At 56.4% G+C, this 18,400-nt stretch carries 16 protein-coding genes; 5 read left to right on the forward strand and 11 right to left on the reverse strand.

Features of this window, described 5'->3' with window-relative positions:
* Positions 1-37: 37 nt before the first annotated feature.
* Positions 38-1,045 carry an alpha/beta fold hydrolase gene (locus EYC82_RS01760; RefSeq protein ID WP_279247835.1) on the forward strand — a complete coding sequence of 336 codons (1,008 nt, stop codon included), beginning with the start codon at positions 38-40 and terminating at the stop codon, positions 1,043-1,045.
* Here EYC82_RS01760 and EYC82_RS01765 read toward each other — a convergent pair.
* Positions 1,016-3,067: a DUF3604 domain-containing protein gene (locus tag EYC82_RS01765; protein WP_279247836.1), complete on the reverse strand. Its 2,052-nt coding sequence runs from the start codon at positions 3,065-3,067 to the stop codon at positions 1,016-1,018. The two genes, EYC82_RS01760 and EYC82_RS01765, sit on opposite strands and share 30 nt — an antisense overlap.
* Positions 3,068-3,461: 394 nt before the next feature.
* Here EYC82_RS01765 and EYC82_RS01770 point away from each other — a divergent pair, with 394 nt between their 5' ends.
* Complete coding sequence (locus tag EYC82_RS01770) at positions 3,462-4,010, forward strand: glycine zipper 2TM domain-containing protein (protein ID WP_279247837.1); 549 nt, start codon at positions 3,462-3,464, stop codon at positions 4,008-4,010.
* 45 nt (positions 4,011-4,055) lie between these two features.
* Here the strand turns inward: EYC82_RS01770 and EYC82_RS01775 are convergent, their stop codons facing one another.
* The gene (locus EYC82_RS01775; RefSeq protein ID WP_279247838.1) at positions 4,056-5,573 is read right to left on the reverse strand and encodes an acetyl-CoA acetyltransferase; all 1,518 of its coding nucleotides are present in this window, start codon (positions 5,571-5,573) and stop codon (positions 4,056-4,058) included.
* Between the two features lie 178 nt (positions 5,574-5,751).
* On the opposite strand from EYC82_RS01775, the gene EYC82_RS01780 reads away from it, so the two are divergent.
* On the forward strand, positions 5,752-6,834 hold the full coding sequence (locus EYC82_RS01780) for an AI-2E family transporter (RefSeq protein ID WP_279247839.1): 1,083 nt from the start codon (positions 5,752-5,754) through the stop codon (positions 6,832-6,834).
* Between the two features lie 31 nt (positions 6,835-6,865).
* Here EYC82_RS01780 and EYC82_RS01785 read toward each other — a convergent pair whose 3' ends face one another.
* The 8 genes from EYC82_RS01785 to EYC82_RS01820 all read right to left on the reverse strand — a co-directional run bounded on the left by EYC82_RS01785 (position 6,866) and on the right by EYC82_RS01820 (position 14,505).
* Positions 6,866-8,407 carry an AMP-binding protein gene (locus EYC82_RS01785; RefSeq protein WP_279247840.1) on the reverse strand — a complete coding sequence of 514 codons (1,542 nt, stop codon included), beginning with the start codon at positions 8,405-8,407 and terminating at the stop codon, positions 6,866-6,868.
* Positions 8,408-8,548: 141 nt separating this feature from the next.
* A complete protein-coding gene (alr, locus tag EYC82_RS01790; protein ID WP_279247841.1) occupies positions 8,549-9,622 on the reverse strand; it encodes an alanine racemase in 1,074 nt (357 codons plus the stop codon).
* On the reverse strand, positions 9,622-10,479 hold the full coding sequence (locus tag EYC82_RS01795; RefSeq protein ID WP_279247842.1) for an aminotransferase class IV: 858 nt from the start codon (positions 10,477-10,479) through the stop codon (positions 9,622-9,624). The genes alr and EYC82_RS01795 overlap by 1 nt, the downstream gene beginning before the upstream one ends.
* Positions 10,480-10,524: 45 nt before the next feature.
* Positions 10,525-11,358, reverse strand: coding sequence for a glutamate cyclase domain-containing protein (locus EYC82_RS01800; protein WP_279247843.1), 834 nt, complete (start codon positions 11,356-11,358; stop codon positions 10,525-10,527).
* Positions 11,355-12,293: a 5-oxoprolinase subunit C family protein gene (locus EYC82_RS01805; RefSeq protein ID WP_279247844.1), complete on the reverse strand. Its 939-nt coding sequence runs from the start codon at positions 12,291-12,293 to the stop codon at positions 11,355-11,357. The genes EYC82_RS01800 and EYC82_RS01805 overlap by 4 nt, the downstream gene beginning before the upstream one ends.
* Positions 12,290-12,970 (reverse strand): 5-oxoprolinase subunit PxpB, encoded by a 681-nt coding sequence (gene pxpB, locus EYC82_RS01810; RefSeq protein ID WP_279247845.1) that lies wholly within the window; start codon positions 12,968-12,970, stop codon positions 12,290-12,292. Before pxpB ends, EYC82_RS01805 begins: the two co-directional genes overlap by 4 nt.
* Before the next feature lie 7 nt (positions 12,971-12,977).
* Positions 12,978-13,709 (reverse strand): 5-oxoprolinase subunit PxpA, encoded by a 732-nt coding sequence (locus EYC82_RS01815; RefSeq protein ID WP_279247846.1) that lies wholly within the window; start codon positions 13,707-13,709, stop codon positions 12,978-12,980.
* Between the two features lie 13 nt (positions 13,710-13,722).
* On the reverse strand, positions 13,723-14,505 hold the full coding sequence (locus tag EYC82_RS01820) for a putative hydro-lyase (protein WP_279247847.1): 783 nt from the start codon (positions 14,503-14,505) through the stop codon (positions 13,723-13,725).
* A 156-nt stretch (positions 14,506-14,661) separates the two neighbouring features.
* Between EYC82_RS01820 and EYC82_RS01825 the strand changes: the two genes are divergently transcribed.
* On the forward strand, positions 14,662-15,501 hold the full coding sequence (locus EYC82_RS01825; RefSeq protein WP_279247848.1) for an acyl-CoA thioesterase: 840 nt from the start codon (positions 14,662-14,664) through the stop codon (positions 15,499-15,501).
* A 96-nt stretch (positions 15,502-15,597) separates the two neighbouring features.
* Positions 15,598-17,148: an acyl-CoA synthetase gene (locus EYC82_RS01830; RefSeq protein ID WP_279247849.1), complete on the forward strand. Its 1,551-nt coding sequence runs from the start codon at positions 15,598-15,600 to the stop codon at positions 17,146-17,148.
* Between the two features lie 12 nt (positions 17,149-17,160).
* On the opposite strand, the gene EYC82_RS01835 is transcribed toward EYC82_RS01830, so the two are convergent.
* A complete protein-coding gene (locus EYC82_RS01835; RefSeq protein WP_279247850.1) occupies positions 17,161-18,363 on the reverse strand; it encodes an iron-containing alcohol dehydrogenase in 1,203 nt (400 codons plus the stop codon).
* Positions 18,364-18,400: the final 37 nt, after the last annotated feature.

Here is an 18,400-nt window from a genome sequence, read left to right on the forward strand (position 1 = left end):
CACCACGCGTGGCCTTTTTTATGGGTGGGAGAAACACGTGAATTGGTATCATCGGCACGCCAGAATTAATGGCATAGACATGCATTACGTAGAGCAGGGGGAGGGAATACCGGTGGTGCTATGCCATGGGTTTCCGCATCTGTGGTTCAGCTGGCATCGTCAGATCAGCGCGCTGGCAGACGCGGGCTACCGGGTTATTGCGCCCGACATGCGGGGCATGGGGCAGACCGAAGCGCCTGCGGAACCGCAAGCCTACGATATCGAGCACATCACGGGTGACTTACTGGGCCTGCTGGATCATGCGGGCATTGAGCGTGCGGTCTTTGCGGGTCTCGATTTCGGCGCGTTCGCCATTTACGACCTGGCACTGCGGCACCCGGAGCGGGTGATCGCCGTGATAGGTCTCGAAAATCCGGCTGCCCCCCACAATCCTGATGAGTCGCCGCTGACGGAATATCGGAGAATGGGTGAGGCCCATTTTATACACATAGAGTATTTCCGCGTTCCCCCGCGTGCGGACAACGAATTGGCGAATCAGCCCCGACGCTTTTTACATAAGGTATTTCATACGCTCAGCGGCGCAGGCAACTACTTCGATTGTTTCAAGCATCCACCCGGTACTAGCTATATAGACGCCATGGCGGAGCCTCCGGCACTGCCCTGGAGTTGGCTGTCAGACTCGGAGTTTGAATATTTTGTGTCTGAGTACAGTCGCACTGGTTTTACCGGTGGACTTAACTGGTATCGATCTTTTGATCTTAAATGGGCGCAGCGGAAACCGTTCGAAGGCACACAGAGTGGCGTTCCCGCTTACTTCCTTGGCAGTGAGCACGATGTCGATCTGGAGGGTTTTCACGGTGATGATCCCATTGGTTTGATGCGCGCAATCTTCCCAAGCTTGCGCGATGTGCGCATGATTCCGGGTGCCGGACATATGGTGCAACTGGAAGCATCATCGCAGGTAAATACAATTCTATTGGACTTCCTTAACGATATTGCCGCGCGCGATCACGTGTTACGGGGTGGGGTGATACCAGACCGGTGATGTCCAGGCACGCTCCTGTATTTGCCAGGGCAGTTCCGGGTCAGAGCAACTGGCTGGCCTTTCTGCCTCTGGCAGGCTGAGGCAGGCGACATGGCTCCAGCGGCAGGTTGGATTTTCAAGAACCCGTGTATAGTACACGGCAGGCAGTTTCGGATCGAATTCCGGATCCTGCCAAACGCCACACAATTCCGAAAACCCGCGACCTGAAACCTTACAGGTATTGCGGTCCACCTGCGCCGCCCCTGGCTCCGCGCCGGCAATATCAAACACCGCCTGGTGTGTGTTACCCAGTTGGTCTACCCAGCCTTTTATTATTTGTATGCGTTGCAATGGGTTGCTGTCTTCCGCGGGGTCGCGGGAGGCGCTGGCCACAAACACGGGGCCACCCCGAGCGTCAGCGGGAGCAACGGGCAAGTCTGATCCCATGGGCACACCTTGCCGATAGCCCAGTTCGACAACGTTTTTGTTGGTGCAGAGATCGGCATCCATGTTCCATCCGGCGAAAAATCTTGGGGCGATTCGCGGTCCGCTGGTGCCGAAAGTCTCGCGGCGACGCATGGCCTTAAACAAGTCACGGCGGGTGTTTTGCGTAGCATAAATGCCAGCAAGGCCGCCGGGATTGAAACGGACTGGCGAGCCGGTAGCAATGTCTCCGGGCACTTCAACTTTACTCAGCAGGCGGTCCTGTATGTTGCGATCGTTGCCATGTGAGCCGCGGTAATCGGTTTCCGCCTCGGCGGTGCTTGCGCCAATATGAGTGTCCGTGGATGCGATAATTCCCAATTTGAACGGGTTGACCCCGAGCCTTTGCTCCTCGCGCAGACCAGCACTCAGGGCATAGCGAACGAAGCTGTAGCGGGAGGTGCATCCCTTTAGCATCATGCCGCCGCTGCCAAACGTTTCTCCGCAGTCAGGGATTGTCTCGTTCGCGGGTCTGAGTTTTTCGAAATTACACAGATCGTCAGTTGGACCGATCACACTGCCGATATTGTTACGACACTCGGAATCGCCTTTGATCTGCATAATTTCTGCCAGTGGCTCAGTTCTAGCACGTAGATGAGCCAGGGCTCGTTGTTCCTCGATTGGTATATCGCGGTTGCTGTAGGGGAACCACATCCGTCCGCTGCTCCAGTTGCTGTTGTGAGGAATAGCGATAACGTCACAGTTTTCATTGCCGGAAAGGCAAACAGTGTCCAGCCATTTGAGCAGCTCCTCCGGCTCGGGCGCATCCTTGGCGCTCAAAGGTGACTGCGGCACGGTACTTGTGCCAAATATGACATTGCGATGCAGATTGGCGGCAGATTCTGCCAGCGTATATTCATAGGCATGAAAAGTTGTGAACTGACAGTCCACGCTGCTGTCGTGCCAAGCCTCCGTACTGCGTTGATTATCTCGCCAAAGGGACTCAGCGGTGCGTCGGCATATCTCGCCATCGTATCCGCAGACACGGGCGGAGCGGTCCTGCCCGAAAATGGCAAAGCTGGCTAATCGAAAAAGAGATTGGAGCCGTGCTTCGGCAGGTATCCTGATGTCACCTCGATAGAGACGACAAACCAGCGTGTCGTAGGCGACAGCCTCATCGGTATAACAAAGACGAGTCTCTCCCAGTGATTCTGCATGATCTGTGACGGCCATAAAATCCAGCGGCGCTCTTATTTGCAGCGCCGGCGGTTGGTCTTCTGGTGAATCTTGCATGAGTTTGATGCGCAGCGGTGTGCCACGGGCAAAAGCATATGCCTCATCGACACTGGTAGTGACGCCAAAAGAGGTGGCATCGTAGGAAGCAGCCGTGTGAACGTGAAGATCGCCAAACCAGGCTTTTTTGTTGGGGTATAACTGATCGCAGGCATTCGTCTCCTCATTAACCCGCGCAAGGGATTCGACAGATACTTTGTCCCATGTGGTCTCGTCCAGCGGTGTGTGTTGTACCCGTTGGAATTCGTAACGTAGCCACAGTGCGGTGGATCCCAGAACAAGAACCAGAGCAAAAATAATGCCAAGCAACCATTTAAGTAATTTCATTTTTCAGTGCCCGGTGACTCCGATAGACAGTTTATTGACGCCGTATGATGTTACTCCACCCGTATAATAATTGCGCGGATTGATCGTAGCGTGCACCGCAATTTTGCCGGAATTGCTGTCTTTATAGTGCGAGGCTCTCAGTAAGACTTGATGGCCCTCGCCCGAGGGGCAGTCTTTATTGTGGACAAGAAATCCGCAGGTGCGTATTGTCTTCCCGTTTCTTTGATGACGGGCATGTTACGCGTGGCGTGTCGACTCTGCCGGAAGCGATGTCCATTTTAAACTGCGGGCAGAGGTGTCACTGCGCTAAGAAAATGTTTATTGTATTGGCAGAACATTTTCGCCTTTATCGTTGTCTACAAGCTGAACAGAACTTCGCAATAGGAGGAGATATATGAACAACTCGATGTCGACAGTGATGATTTTTGGCGTGGGTATTGCCGTTGCTCTGGCGGGTGTCGCGGGTTATCGCTCCATGAGTGGGCCCGATTACGCCCGTGTCGTATCTGTGATCCCGGTGATCGAAACGGTCAAAAATCCCCGGGAAGAATGCCGCGATGAAGTTGTTACTCGACAAAAGCCGGTGAAGGATAAGCATCAGATTACGGGCACCGTTATCGGTGCAGTAGCGGGCGGTGTTCTGGGCAATGCACTGGGTGGTGGAGGTAAAAATACCGGGGCGAAAATTGCTGGTGCTGCGGTTGGTGGTTATGCGGGTAACAAGACGCACGAGAAGATTCAAACGAATAATACATATGAAAGCACAGAGCGTGTATGTAATACGGTGATCGACAGTGCTGAGCGCACGGTAGGCTACGACGTCAAATATCTTATCGGCGAGACGCTCGGCGCAGTGAGAATGGATCATGACCCCGGCGATACCATTCCCCTGAAGGACGGGAAGATAAATCTTTCCCGTGGGCCGGCTCTGTCCGGATCGTAACGCGTCTAGAGCCCCTTTCTGTCTGATCGAATCCCGTTCGGGTTGTCAAAAGGCGAAGAGATTGATGCCGTCTTGCTGGCTTATACTGCCCTTTTGTCCGATGGGGTCACACTGCATTAATTGCTCGAGCGTATTATCTGCAAGATCCGTGTTGGCAACGATCCGCTCCCCGGCGTTATTTCTTGCCAGAATAAGCCCTCGCTTTGGGCCCTCCCTGTCAAAGCACACCGTATAACTTTCCAGGGTCGCTTCGCCGCAATACGCTGCGGCGACTGGCACGAGTGGTAGACTGTCGAGAGCGTGTTGCAAGGGTGCGCTGTCCAGTATCTGCCAGTCTTCCGTGGGTGCTTCTGCAGAGTAAAGGCCCAGTGAATGTTTGGTGAGATAATAGCCGTTTGCGGTGACCAGTCCGTGCCCGCGAGAGTGCCGTAATTTTGACATCATCTCGCAGATGGCGTGTAGCGAGTAGTTATTGCCTGGGCCGCCAAAAAACGGCAAGCCGCCGGTGACCGTAACCTCTCTGGGGTCGAGTGGTGACAGACCCAGTGCCCGACAGGACACCTGGACCGCACTGGGAAAGCAGCTATAGATGTCGAAATGCCCGATTTCGTCAAGGCTGATGCTGGACTGCTCCCGCACGGAGTGCCAGGCGGCAGCTATGGCGGGAGAATCGTGGAGGGAAGCACGCTCGCTGACATACCAGCTGTCATTTGCATCGGCACCGCCACGCAGGTAAACCCACTGCTGGGGGTCAACCCCCATTTTTTTTGCTTTGCCGACGGTTGTCATAACGACGGCGGCTGCCATATCGACCTCCAGTACAGGGTTCATGGCGCGCGTGTAGGGGAAGCCGATGTAGCGATTCTTTTTTTCTACCGTTTGTATCTGCTCTGCGGTGCGTGCCTCTTGGCGCCAGGCGATTGGATTGTCAGCGGCCACCTGGCTCATGCGGCTACTAAGGTCAGCGATTAGCCCGGTGTGCGCCGCTTGATTCAGGTTCAGATGATGACGCAAGCTATTTTCAAAGAGGGGATAGGTATTGATGGGTTCGAACATGCCGTGGGCGATTTCCAAGGCGGTGCAGCCCTCTCTCTCTTGGCCGATGACAGTGGGCTCACTCCGTGTATCTCCCGCCCATCCTGAGATGTCACCCCCTGTGCGCAGCGCAGAGAAAAAAGTGGCTAACAGTTCCGCACCTGCCAGCAGCACGACCTCATGTTGTCCATCTGCTAGCTGATTAGCGAAATAATTGACGAGGTATTGGGGTGAGTTGCCTCCAAGGAAGCCCAGAAACAGCGCTGGATCAGTAATGCCCAATCGGGTCGCCAGCTCGATTCCAGGATTGCGTGGAAATACAGCGCCGCCGCCGGGGGAGGCGTCTGCAATAAAGCGCACGGTGCCTATGGTATCGACTGCGTTAGTGACTGTGTCACCGCCGGCGTCGGCTAGTGCTGCTGCGCAGGCCGCCTGCAGGGCATCGACGGGCGTGCGTTTGGTATCCGTCTCTCGCCACGTCTGTTGCCCAGCACCGATGAGTATTGGTGTGTTGTCGTTCACTTGCATGCCGCTCTCGCTTATCCACTATCGCCGCACAACATAAAACAGTATGCCCGTTCAAATCCAGTAGGTTTTTATCCTTTATGTGATCGCAGTGGGTGTGAGGGCGCTTGTGCGGCGTTGATTTTTGCTGAGAAAGCTCTATGTTGGCTCTACGATTACCAGCCTGAAGGGTGTTGGCCCCATGAGCAAACGCGATGATATTGGTTCCCAGCGGGTGATTCTCCTGGTTTTTCTGGCGATAGCGCTATACGCCTGTTATGGGATGCTCAAGCCCTACCTGGAGCCGATTATCCTTGCCATCCTGATCGGTCTGCTGGCCCACCCGCTGCACCAGCGACTGGTTAAGATGCTGCGCGGCCGACAGTCCACGGCGGCCGTGATCAGTTGTGTGCTGCTGATGCTTGTCATTCTCATACCGACGCTGGTTTTGCTTGGAGCCATTCTGAAGCAGGGCATCAATTATTCTGTCATTGTCAGAGAGTGGGCGACGCAGGACAACATACAACAGTTTTTGTCTCATCCCTGGCTGGTCGAGAGCCACGACCGCCTCACTCGCGTGTTGCCGGATGGTTCACTCGACCCGAATAACATCCGCAGTAAGGCCCTTGCGGTGGCGGCGGTAATGGGCAAGCAGTTCGCAGGCGTATCTACGTCGATTCTGGGCAGTATGACGCGTCTTGTGTTCAACTTTATGCTGCTGCTGTTTGTGTTGTTCTTTGTATTGCGCGATCAGGCTAAGCTGGTGTCATTTATGCACCGCGCACTGCCTCTCGCACGCACGCAGGAAGAAACGTTGTTCAAGGAGGTGAAGGTAGTAAGCAAATCGGCGTTACTCGGCACTTTCCTCACGGCAATTACCCAAGGGGTGGTGGGCGGTCTCGGCTTGTGGATAGCGGGATTTCCCGGTGTATTTTGGGGCGCAGTCATGGCCCTGACCTCACTCATACCACTGGTCGGTACAGCACTGGTGTGGTTGCCTGCCGTCATTTTCCTCATGTTTACCGGCGAATGGAAGATGGCAATTTTCATGTTGGTTTGGGGCGTTGTTGTGGTCGGTTCGATTGATAACTTTTTGCGGCCGTTGCTTATGCAGGGAGCCGATATGAGTACCGTGGTGATTTTCTTTTCTCTGATTGGCGGACTGCAGGTGTTCGGTATTGTCGGTTTGATCTACGGACCGCTGATTTTCGCCGTTGCACTGGTTTTATTCCGCCTTTACGAAATTGAATTTTCCCAATTTCTCGACTCTCAGGACAGCAGCTAGGTCGTGACGAGCAAGCGTCTGTTGTAGTGCATTAACTGAGATAACTGAGTGTGCCGGTGTCCATGGGCCTTTCTAATTGCTGCCGCAGTAGCGGCTTATCGACCTTTCCTGCTGCGTTCAAGGGTAAGCAGTCAGTCCGAAACCATTGTTTAGGTACCTTGAATTTGGCGAGTGATGCTCTGCAGTGGGCAATCAGTTCGTCCTCGCTGGTCTCTGTCGCCAGGCACAGCACCGCGCAGGCGCACTCTCCCCATTTGGGTTCGGGTAGACCGATGACGGCGCAGTCTGCTATCGCCGGGTGACGGCGCAGAACATTTTCGATTTCTCGGCTGGCAATATTTTCTCCACCGCTGAGAATCATGTCTTTCTTGCGGTCTACTATGTATAGGTAGCCAGCGTCATCGATGCGGCCGATGTCGCCAGTGCGCAGCCAGCCATCTTCGATTGCCAGAGCAGAGGCTTTTGGGTCATTCCAATAACCGCTCATGCACTGTTGCGCTTTTACCACTATCTCGCCTTCAGCGCTTTCCTCGCCATCGTTATCGATCAGTAGGATCTTGGCAGTGGGCAGTGGACGACCGACGGACTGCAGCAGTGCAGGGGTGTCAAGCGCGGCCCGTTGATGATCCGCTTCTGTGAGAAAGGCGACGCTGCCGGACAGCTCTGTCATCCCGTAGCTTTGGCAAAGTCCTACCTGGGTTTCTGACAGAAGGCGTTGCAAAAGGTCAGTCGGCATGGCCGATGCACCGTAGCCAATTGTGCGCACTCCCTTGAGGTCATTTGCGTTGAATGTCGGGTGGTTCAGTAAAAGCCCGATCATGGTAGGCGCCAGTGACATCGAGGTAACTTGCAGGTCGCGGCACGCCTTGATTGTGTCGGCCGCATCAAAACTGCGACTCAGTACCACAGATGCTCCGTACAGGTGCTGTAAAACCACGTTGTGAGCAGAGACATGAAACAAGGGAAAAGGGTAGTAATAGCGATCGTCCGATTGAACAGGGCGGGCCAGAGAGGCGGAGGCCAGACCTGCCATGAGTGATCGATGGCTCAATACTGCACCCTTGGGCCTGCCTGTGGAGCCGGATGTGTACAGGATCCACGCGGGCTGATCCGCCAGTGGCTTGGGCAGGGTGGCTGTTTTTGCCGAATGCAGCCACGCTTCCAACTCACTATCCAGACAGATCGTCTGTAGGTTAGTGGGAAAATCAGGATGCGCCTGCAAGGTTTGCAAAAGCGACTGGTCGGAAAAAAGAAGGCGCGCGCCTGAGGCTTCCAGTTGATGAGCAAGTTCTGCCGGGGCGAGTCTGGCGTTCAGGGGCACCAGTATTTTTCCGGCGGCAGACGCACTGTATATCAGATGTAAAAATGTGGGGCTATTCCAGCCCAACACGGCAATTCGATCACCTATGGATCCGTTTGCCGCCAGTCGTTCTGCGATGCGCGTCACAACGCCTTGTAATTCGGCAAAGCTGCTGGCTTGACCTTCCCACCAGAGCGCGGGCTTTGTCGGCCGATGTACCGATTGGTATTCGATGATGTGGTGGAGCAAATCTGCCGGCGCTGCCTGACTCACTGTCGTCTCCCGCTTGCAAGCATCATGGTGCACGCTACGCTGATTTTCATTGGTTAGGACAGTATCATGATACACCGAGTGACAAGGCAGGTTCCGTCGCAATGCCCTTGTTCATGCGTCTAGGGTATTTGCTGAGTGCGGTCAGGCGATGATTCGCGGTGTGCGCGCGGGCATGCGTGTGGTGAGCTCGTAGCCAATGGTGTCAGCTCGCTTCGCGATTTCCGCCAGAGGCAGAGTCTGCCCCCACAGAATGACCGTATCACCCGCTTGAACTGCTTCCAGGTCAGTCACATCCACGGTAATCATATCCATTGACACTCGCCCCGCTAATGGCGCGCGCTGGCCATTGATGAGCACCGGCGTGCCGTTAGGCGCATTCCGCGGATAGCCATCACCATAGCCGATCGTCACCGTGGCGATCCTGGAAGGGCGTGCCGCGACCCAGGTGCAGCCGTAGCCGACGGATTCGCCCGCTGCCAGATCACGAACGGCGACAACGGCGGAGCTGAGTGTCATTACAGGGCGCAGCGCCTGCGCAGCGGGGTGCGTCTCCAGCATAGGCGAGTGGCCATAAAGCATATAACCGGGCCGGATCCAGTCATAGTGTGAGTTGGGCCACGCCAGTACGCCTGCGGAATTTGCGGCACTGCGTGGCCCGCTAACAGTCAGTTGATCGAATCGCTGTAACTGTCGTTGGGTGAGAGGCGCGTCGAGGTCATCTGCGGTGGCAAAATGCGTGAAGCTCACCGGATCTGCGCGAACCTGGCCGCATTCGAGCAGTCTTCGGTGGCAAGCCATGGCTCGGTCGGTCGGCACGCCCTTACGATTCATGCCTGTATCGATTTTCAACCAGCAACTGACGGGTTGCGTGAGCGTTGACTGCTCGAGCCACTCCAGTTGCCGTTCGTTGGCAATGGTAAGCCACAGTTGCAGGCGCGCCGCGAGAGCCAGTTCAGCTGGCTCGAATACGCCCTCCAGTAACAGGATGGGTACCGTGATGCCGGCGTCCCTGAGTTCCACCGCTTCTTCAATGCAGGCGACTGCCAGCGCGTCCACCTGTGGCTGCAAGGCCTTGCCGATGACGGTCATACCGTGGCCATAGGCATTGGCCTTAATCACGGCCATTAGGCGTGAATCTGGGGCCAGCTGCCTGGTGAGCACTACGTTGTGACGCAGCGCATCAAGATCCAGCGTTGCCTGGTTAGGTCTGGCCATCAATACTCGAACTTATGAGCGCTGAACAGGGTCTGGGCCGCCAGCCAGACGTCGCCGATATGGCCCATCGCCACCGGCCGATCGTCAATACGTGTAACGGGAACAATATCCTTGCTTGAGCTGGATAACCACACTTCATCTGCAGTGCGCAACTCATCCATTGTAATGACACGCTCTTCGACGGGAATGCCGCCGTCTCGGGCTAAGATTGCCAGCAATATCTGGCGCGTCACTCCTGGCAGTTTTTGCTCGTCCAGCTCAGGCGTCGCGACAACGCCATTTTTGATGACGTATACATTGCATGCCGCCGCTTCGGTTATTTCACCCCGGGGGTTATACAGAATGGTCTCGTTGTATCCGGCAGCATGCCCGCTTTGATAGTGGAGGACATTACCCAATAATGATGTCGATTTGATATTGCAGCGCTGCCAGCGCAGATCCTCTGCGGTGATCACAGAGTAGGGGGCTACCTTGTCTTTGTCGGCTGGTGTTTGCGGCGCAATCGGAGAGGCGAAGGCGAAAATGGTGGGTTGAATGTTGTCAGGATAAGCGTGATGACGAGAGCTGTCTGCACCCCGGCTGACATGAAGATAGAGTGCCAGATTGCCGCCGCCGTTTAATGTAATCAGGCGCGCGGCGATAGCACGCCATGCCTCGGGTTCGAGCCGCAGGTCGATTTCAATGGCATCCAGCCCGTTCTGCATGCGCTGCAGGTGGGGAATAAAGCCGACCAATCGACCCGCGTATGAGGGGATGACCTCGTAGATGCCATCGCCGAACAGGAAGCCGCGATCGAGCGGCGAGATGCTCGCTTCGTCGAGGGGCAGGTAGTCGCCGTTGAGGTAAACCGTCTCCATATAACGCGCTATTCTCCCACAGAAATGCCGTAAGCTTTAGTGATCTTATACATTTGTCAGCGCCCGCAGTTGATCGACCAGCTGCTGGCCCTCACTTGAGTCGAGGCCATCCTCTGTCGCTGTGTTTTCCCCCGTAATGCCATCAGCCCCGCCGTGACGGCACAGAAAGCGTAAAAGTGACCCCGTGTCTGTGCTGCTCAGCAGATCGCGCTGAGCCCAATGACCCAGCAAGGCAACAAGCGCGTACGCGCCCCAATTGGAGACATCGGCTACTACTAGCTCGGTGCAAGGCGTAACCGACCTACGGATATCCAGTTGTTCCAGTACGGGGCCGACATTGCCCATGCCGATTTCGTTGCCGCCGTCTCCGATAGCGATCGTGGGGCAGGCGGCCTGCGCGATGAAGGGGTCGAAATGGGCGCATCGGGCCGTAATATCCTGGCCATACATATTGTAATAGCGGCCGTCAGCCGCAGCTCCGGGACACTCGATGGCGACCAGGGCCTCGGGCTGCAGTGAATTCAGGTTCCGGGCGGCTTCTGCGCGCGCGGACGCGGTGTTCCCGATGGTCAGTTCGAGTACCTCGTAGTCTTTGCCGAGTGCGTTTGACAGAGGCGCGCTACAGGCAATCACTGGCTTGGCACCGAGCTGTTTAAGCGCCGTATAAAGCGTCATTGCGCCGGCTGGACCGTCGGTTTCAAAGGTGGTTTTTATGGGGAATCCGGTGCCGATGATTACGGTGCCGGTGATGCCACGTAAAAAAGCAGCGGCGCGCTGACAATAACCTGGCTTCAGTGCCGTTTGCACCAGCGCCATATTGCGGGGGTTGCGTTCGACCAATGCGTGCTCGACCGCTTTACTGAGGGTCAGTGAATTCAATCCCGCCGTTCCTCGAGAGGTAGCTTCAATAGTCTCAGCGCTGATAATCTCAGTGCACGCCGGGCGGTGTGAGTTGTGATAGGGGCGAAATGCACCTTGGCTCCCGCGGTCAGCTGCGTCAAGCGAGCAACATCTGTGGAGAGTGCAGCGCCGAGCTTGGGGTAGCCGCCGATCGTCTGGCGATCGTTTAGCAGGATGATAGGCTGTCCATCGGGCGGCACCTGGATGGCGCCCGGACAAATGCCCTCCGACAGGATACCGTCGATGGCGCAGTTGATGGCGGGTCCCTGCATTCGGTAGCCCATGCGATCACAGCGCTCCGATACTGTGTAGGGCGCACCAAAAAAGCGCCGTTTTGCAATGCGGTTGAAAGTCCGCTGCTGATAGCCCGGAATGACTCGTACTGTCAGGCTATTTAAATAGCGGGGACGCTCTCTCACGGGCAAAAACAGTGATTTGCACGCTTTCAGAAAGGGGTAGGGAAGACTATCGCCCGCACTTAACGCTTTACCGCACAATCCGCCAATGCCTTCCCTTACCACCGTAGCGGTGCTGCCGAAACTGGGTGCGATAGAAAAGCCACCGGCCACACCGAGATAGGCGCGTACCCCGGCACGGGAGAATCCCACGGTTATGGCATCACCTTCTCGGACGCGGTGTACAGTCCAGTTATCGTGCTCAGTGTCGTTGACCGAAAGGGGCATTGGTGCTCCGGTCAGGCAGATCCATGTGTCAGCGGTGCACAGTAACTGCAGACCTCCCGCACTGATTTCGATGGCGGTGCTGCCAGTCGGATTTTGCAGTAAACGGTTACAAAGGTGGAAAGCCTCGCTGTCCAGTGGGCCGCCATTGCTCAAGCCCAGGCGATGCTGGCCGAGACGACCGCTATCCTGCAGCAGGCTCAATATACCAGGACGCGTTACTCGCATACTCATCCGAGGTCCCCGCCCAGAGACAGGAACTGCGCCCGACTGATGGGTTCAAAGTAGACTTCGTCACCGACCGCAATGGGCATGGCGGGATCCTGTGCGGGGTTGAACAGGGAGACAGGACATCGACCCACCAGGTTCCAGCCACCGGGCGACTCCGAGGGGTATACGGCGGTCTGCCGGTCGGCGATGGCTACGGATCCTCTCGGCACGCGTTGCCGCGGCGTGCGCAGCCGCGGGGCCGCGATGCGCGGGTCGACTTGCCCGAGATACGCAAATCCCGGTGCGAAACCAATGGCGAAGACCCGGTAGCCTGTGTTGGCGTGCAGTTCTATCACTTGCTCTACAGAAAGGCTTGCGCGCGCTGCCAGTGGTTCGAGGTCGATGCCTGTCTCCCTGCTGTAGTAGACCGGTAAGGTAATGGTGCGCCCCTTTCCTGCAGCGCGGGTAGTGGGCTCAGCGAGGGCCTTGTGCAGCGTTTTCATGACCGTCATATGATCGACACTTTGCAGGTCGAACAGGATGAGAATGGAGGCGTAAGATGGCACCAGATCCAATAAGCGGTCGCCCAGCGTCATTTCGATAGTGGCAACCGCCGCTTGCACTCTGGCGGAGGTCGCCTCATCGGCGTCCTTCCCAAGATAGAGTATTAGACTGTTTTCCCCTGCGACCTGCAGTTTCACGGTGCGATCACCTGCTGTGAATCAATGCGTGCAGGGCGGCGATAGCGTTCACAGCCTCCGGGTTGTCGCCGTGGAGACACAGGGTATCTGCGGAGATTGTCAGCGCGGCGCCACTGGCCGTGGTGACGGTCCCCTCTCGACATAATTGCGTGGCCTGGTCCAGTGTTGCCTGCTGGTCCAGCACTGCGCCAGATTTATCCCGGGGCAGCAGGCTGCCATCATCCGCATAGCGGCGATCTGCGAAGGCTTCAAACCACAGGTTGATACCGACTGACTGGGCTTCATTACGGTGTGCATTTGCCCTCGCGGTGGCCTGCATGATCAGGGGTAGTGCGCGGTGGTAGCTGGCTACCGCTTCGAAAACAGCTTCACGCACACGGGGTGATGCCATCATGTCGTGGTAGAGAGCGCCGTGCGGTTTTATATATGACAGCATTAGCCCCTGGCAGAGCGCCATACCCTCCAGTGCGCCGATCTGATAGTGCAGCATGGCGATGATTTCAGTGGTCTGGAGTGACATGCTGCGCCGTCCGAATCCGGCTCGATCAGCGTACGAGGGGTGTGCGCCGACGGCTACATTGTGCTCGCCAGCAAGAGCCAGTGTGCGTTGCAAGGTCTCCGGGTCACCGGCATGGTAGCCACAGGCGATATTGGCCAGATCGATATAAGGCATGACCTGCGACTCCGGCCCATCCTGCCAGTTACCGTCGCTCTCGCCGAGGTCGCAATTGAGTTGCATGCGCGGTTCGCTCCTAGAGTACGGCCAGTGCGCTGTTGCGCACGTCAGTCACCAGCATGCAGCCAGGGCTGTGGGTAATGGCGAAGGGCGGCTGCGCCGTTTCCAGCGCCAGCTGGGGCGTGACACCGCAGGCCCAGAAAAGGGGGATCTCTGTTGGGTGTACCGACACCGCGTCACCGTAATCAGGTGTTTGCAGATCGGCAATACCGATTAATTGAGGGTCTCCGAGGTGAATTGGTGCCCCGTGGACACTGGGAAAGCGGGTACAGATCTGTATGGCCCGAATGGCGTCCGCCGCGCTGAAGGGCCGCATGCTGACGACCATCTGGCTGCGGAAAGGCCCAGCTGCGGCGCAGGTAACGGAGCTTCGGTACATCGGTACGTTGCACTTCTGGGACATATTGCGAACCTCCAGCCCGCCCGCCAGTAGAGCCTCCTCAAAAGAAAAGGAGCAGCCCAGTGCGAAAGTGACCAGATCGTCTCGCCAGAGAGCCTCTACGGAGTGCACCTCGTCGACTGGTCGCCCGTCCTCGAACACCCGGTAGGCTGGCACATCGGTACGTATGTCCAGGTCACCCAGCGCCGGCAGATGCGGATCGCCGGGTTCACTCATGCCGATCAGTGGGCAGGGTCTGGGATTGAGTTGGCAAAAGCGCAGGAAGTCATATGCCCAATCGCAGGGCAAAATTACGATATTGCACTGTACGTATCCTGGTGCGAGGCCGGACGTATTGCCTGTGTGCGCTTGAGACCGCACTGCGGCTCGCAGGGCGGCGGGCGATGGGTTGCCACTCATGCCGGTTCCTTGTGAAGTGAGGGTCTTGCAACCTCCACAATAGCAAAGATAGCGGGGGTGAGTCAGTGCCGGTCTACGGGCAGTCGAACAATGGCGATTGGCATGACTCCACAAATCTGCATAATAGCGGCTCGCCGTCAGCAAAAGTGCCGATTTATGCTTGAGCAGCTACTCCGCGTGTTATCCCCCGAAGGGGGGAACAATGACCTATTTACCGCAGGTAATATGCACCCCGATGCTGTCAGGGTGTATGGCGGGCAAGTGCTGGCTCAGTGTATTGCGTCTGCGGTGGCCACGGTGCCTGAGGACCGCGTATTGCATTCTCAGCACGCTTATTTCCTGCGCCCGGGGGATCCAGCCAGGCCTATCACGTTGGAGGTAGAGCGCGCCAGGGATGGGCTCAGTTTCAGCTCCCGTCGCGTGGTGGCACTGCAGGGCGATAAGCCCATACTGGTGAGCTCCCTGTCATTTCAGGTACCTTCACGGGGTGATGATTTTCAGATTGCGATGCCCGACGTGCCCCCGCCGCAGTCACTGCCCAGTGAGCGTCAGTTAAGCCTCGAGGCGGGTAAGCTGGATGAGAGTTTTATGATCACCACCGGAGAAGACTTGGACATACGTGTGGTGGAACCGGTGGACTGGGACAATCCCGTGCCGCGCGATCCGAAGTTGCAGGCCTGGATGAAAACCACTGGTCGCCTGCCCGATGACCGTGGTGTGCATCAATCGCTGCTGGCATATATGTCGGACGCCTTCCTGATCGATGTGTGTCTTATTGTACATGGCCGCCATTTCGCCGATGCTGGTTTTCAGGTGGCAAGCCTCGATCACGCACTGTGGTTTCATGAGGATTTCCGTGCAGATGAATGGTTATTGCATACGGTGGAAGCCGACCGTATCGGCGGCGGCAGGGGTCTCGCGCGGGGTCATTTTTATACGCAGGAGGGTAAGCTCGTAGCGACGACCATGCAGCAGGCTGTCATGCGTTTCCGTTAGCTGCGCTTGTTGAATGTGAGCTATTACCTGGGTCTTTCACTTTTCAGGTAAGCAGTTATAGTATTTAGCAGTCAAGACCATAACAGGACATCATCTATGCCACACCCGAGTATCACCGCTGAGACTTATCCTCACAAACCGGCTTTCATCATGGGCGCCTCGGGCGAGATGGTTACCTATCGGCAGTTGGATGATCGCTCTAATCAGGCGGCACAGTTATTTCGCTCACTCGGTCTGAAGCCCGGGGATCATGTGGGCATGATGCTTGAAAACAACCGCCAGTTTCTTGAAATCATCTGGGCGGCGCAGCGTGCGGGTATTATTTACACCCCTATCAGCACCCATCTGAAAAAAGACGAGACTGCCTACATACTTGAGAACTGTGGCGCCACCATGTTTATTGGTTCTCATGCCCTGGCGGAGGTGGCGGAGGAGTTGATTGTCGAGCCCGGGAGCGTCGAGCACTTCTACATGGTTGGGGGTATTCGACCAGGGTTTGAGTCCTGGGAGGAGGCGACAGACCGGCAGCCGGTGGAGCGTATTGCAGACGAGTGCAATGGTGCGGCGATGTTGTATTCCTCTGGCACGACGGGCAAGCCCAAGGGTATTTTCGTGGCGGAATATGATCAGGATGTCAATACACCGCCGATGTTAGTGCCCAGCATTGGCGTTTTGTTTGGCTTCGGCGAGGAAACGGTCTACCTTTCTCCGGCGCCTCTCTACCATGCGGCACCCCTGCATTACAACATGATGGCGCTCTATAACGGCGGCACATCCATCATCATGGAAAAGTATGACGCACAGCTTGCATTAAAGTTGATCGAGGAGCACAGGGTAACCCACAGCCAGTGGGTGCCTATTATGTTCACCCGGATGCTGAAGCTGCCCAAAGAAGTGCGCGAAGCTTACGATATGAGCTCCATGCAGGTTGCGATTCACGCGGCCGCCCCATGCCCAGTCGATGTTAAGGAGAAAATGATTGATTGGTGGGGCGAGATTATCTTTGAATACTATGCCTCCAGTGAGGGTATCGGTTTCACCCTGATTGATTCAGCTACCTGGTTGCAACACAAAGGTTCTGTTGGCGTGGCGATAGTCGGGGATCTTCACATTGTCGATGATGACGGCAGGGAAATGCCGCCGGGAGAAAATGGCACCGTCTATTTCGGTGGCGATCAGGCGCGCTTTCACTACCATAATGAACCCAATAAAACGGCTGAGGCTTACAACGAGGCCGGCTGGGCAACCACCGGTGATGTGGGCTACGTGGATGAAGAGGGGTATCTTTATCTGACCGACCGCAAGAACTTCACCATTATCAGCGGCGGCGTCAATATTTATCCACAGGAGATAGAAAACGTATTGGCCGCGCACGACAAGGTGGCTGATGTCGCCGTATTTGGCGTGCCCAATGAGGAGTATGGAGAAGAGGTGAAGGCAGTAGTTGAGCCCCTTAACTGGGCAGACGCTACGGATGAAACCGCCATTGAGATTCTCGAGTGGTTGCGCGAGCGCATATCCCACATCAAGATGCCACGCTCACTCGATTTTAATGAAAAGTTGCCGCGCATGGATAACGGTAAGCTGTACAAGCGTCATTTAGTGGAACACTATCGCGGTGCGGCGCGCAGCGATGACAAGCCCTAGCGGCCACCTGCCTCAGGCGCTGATTGCCATTAAAATATTACGACACTCCTGCTCACTGATGAAGCGCGGCGATGCGTAATTGCCTCCCTCTGAAATTGCGGCCTGAACCAATCCGTCGATGTCGCCGGCCTGGATAACGTCGGTCGTCCGGGGGATGCTGATTTCTTCGTTCAGTGCCCATACCCTGTCCACCAGTGTCTGCGCCAGTGTCGCTGATGAGTCGCCGGGTGAGCCCATGCCACAGTGCCGCGCAATGTCCGCGAACTTCTCCTGTGCCTGTGGTTGGATCAATTCCATAACGTGGGGCAAGACCATTGCGTTACCCAGGCCATGCGGCACGCCGTATTTCGCGCCAAGGTTATGCGAAATGGCGTGTACGTAGCCCACTAAAGCATGGGAAATTGCCAGACCGCCGTAATAGGACGCCAACGCCATAGCCTCTCGCGCCTCGAGATTTTCACCGTTATGGCAGGCTTCGGCAAGGTTATCGAATACCAGCCGACAGGACGCGAGTCCATAATAATCCGTGTCATCGTTCCCCCAGCGCGCCACGTAGGATTCGATGGCGTGGGTGAGGGCGTCCATGCCAGTGGCCGCAGTAATGTGAGGCGGTAAGCCGCACATCAGCTCGGGGTCCAGGGCGGCGGCCCGAGGAATTAGGCTTGGATCGATCACGCCATCTTTGGCATGAGTTTCATTATTGGATATTACGGCAATGAAGGTGCCCTCTGACCCGGTGCCAGCGGTCGTCGGGATAGCAAACAGTGGAGCGGCGGGGAGCTTGCATTTTTTTGCACCGATACAATCTGCTGCTACGCACCCGTTGGCTACGGCCAGTGCAATGACCTTTGCCGCGTCGATGGAGGAGCCCCCTCCGAAAGCCAGTACCGCGTCGCAACCACTTTGCCGGTATTGAGCGATACCCTCGTCTACAATCTTTTGCGTCGGGTCGGGGACAACCCCGTCGTAGACGGTTGTGCTAACGCCGGCCGACGCCAACGCGGCGAGGGTCGTATCAAGGACGCCGAGCTCCCGCAGCGGCTTGTCGGTCACGACCAACGTATTGCGCAGGCCAAAACGCCCTATGGCCTGTGCCAGTTGTGTGGATGAGCCCGGGCCGAGGAAGATCATTGCCTTGGGCTGTGGCTTTGCCATGAAAGTACCCATGAGGGCCTGGCGAGTGCGGAAAATCATTTTGCGATGTAAAGCGGTCACGGTGGCGTATCTCTTTTTAGTGCGGCTATGAAAGATA

It is taken from the genome of Candidatus Marimicrobium litorale, assembly GCF_026262645.1.
GTDB lineage: Bacteria > Pseudomonadota > Gammaproteobacteria > Pseudomonadales > Halieaceae > Marimicrobium > Marimicrobium litorale.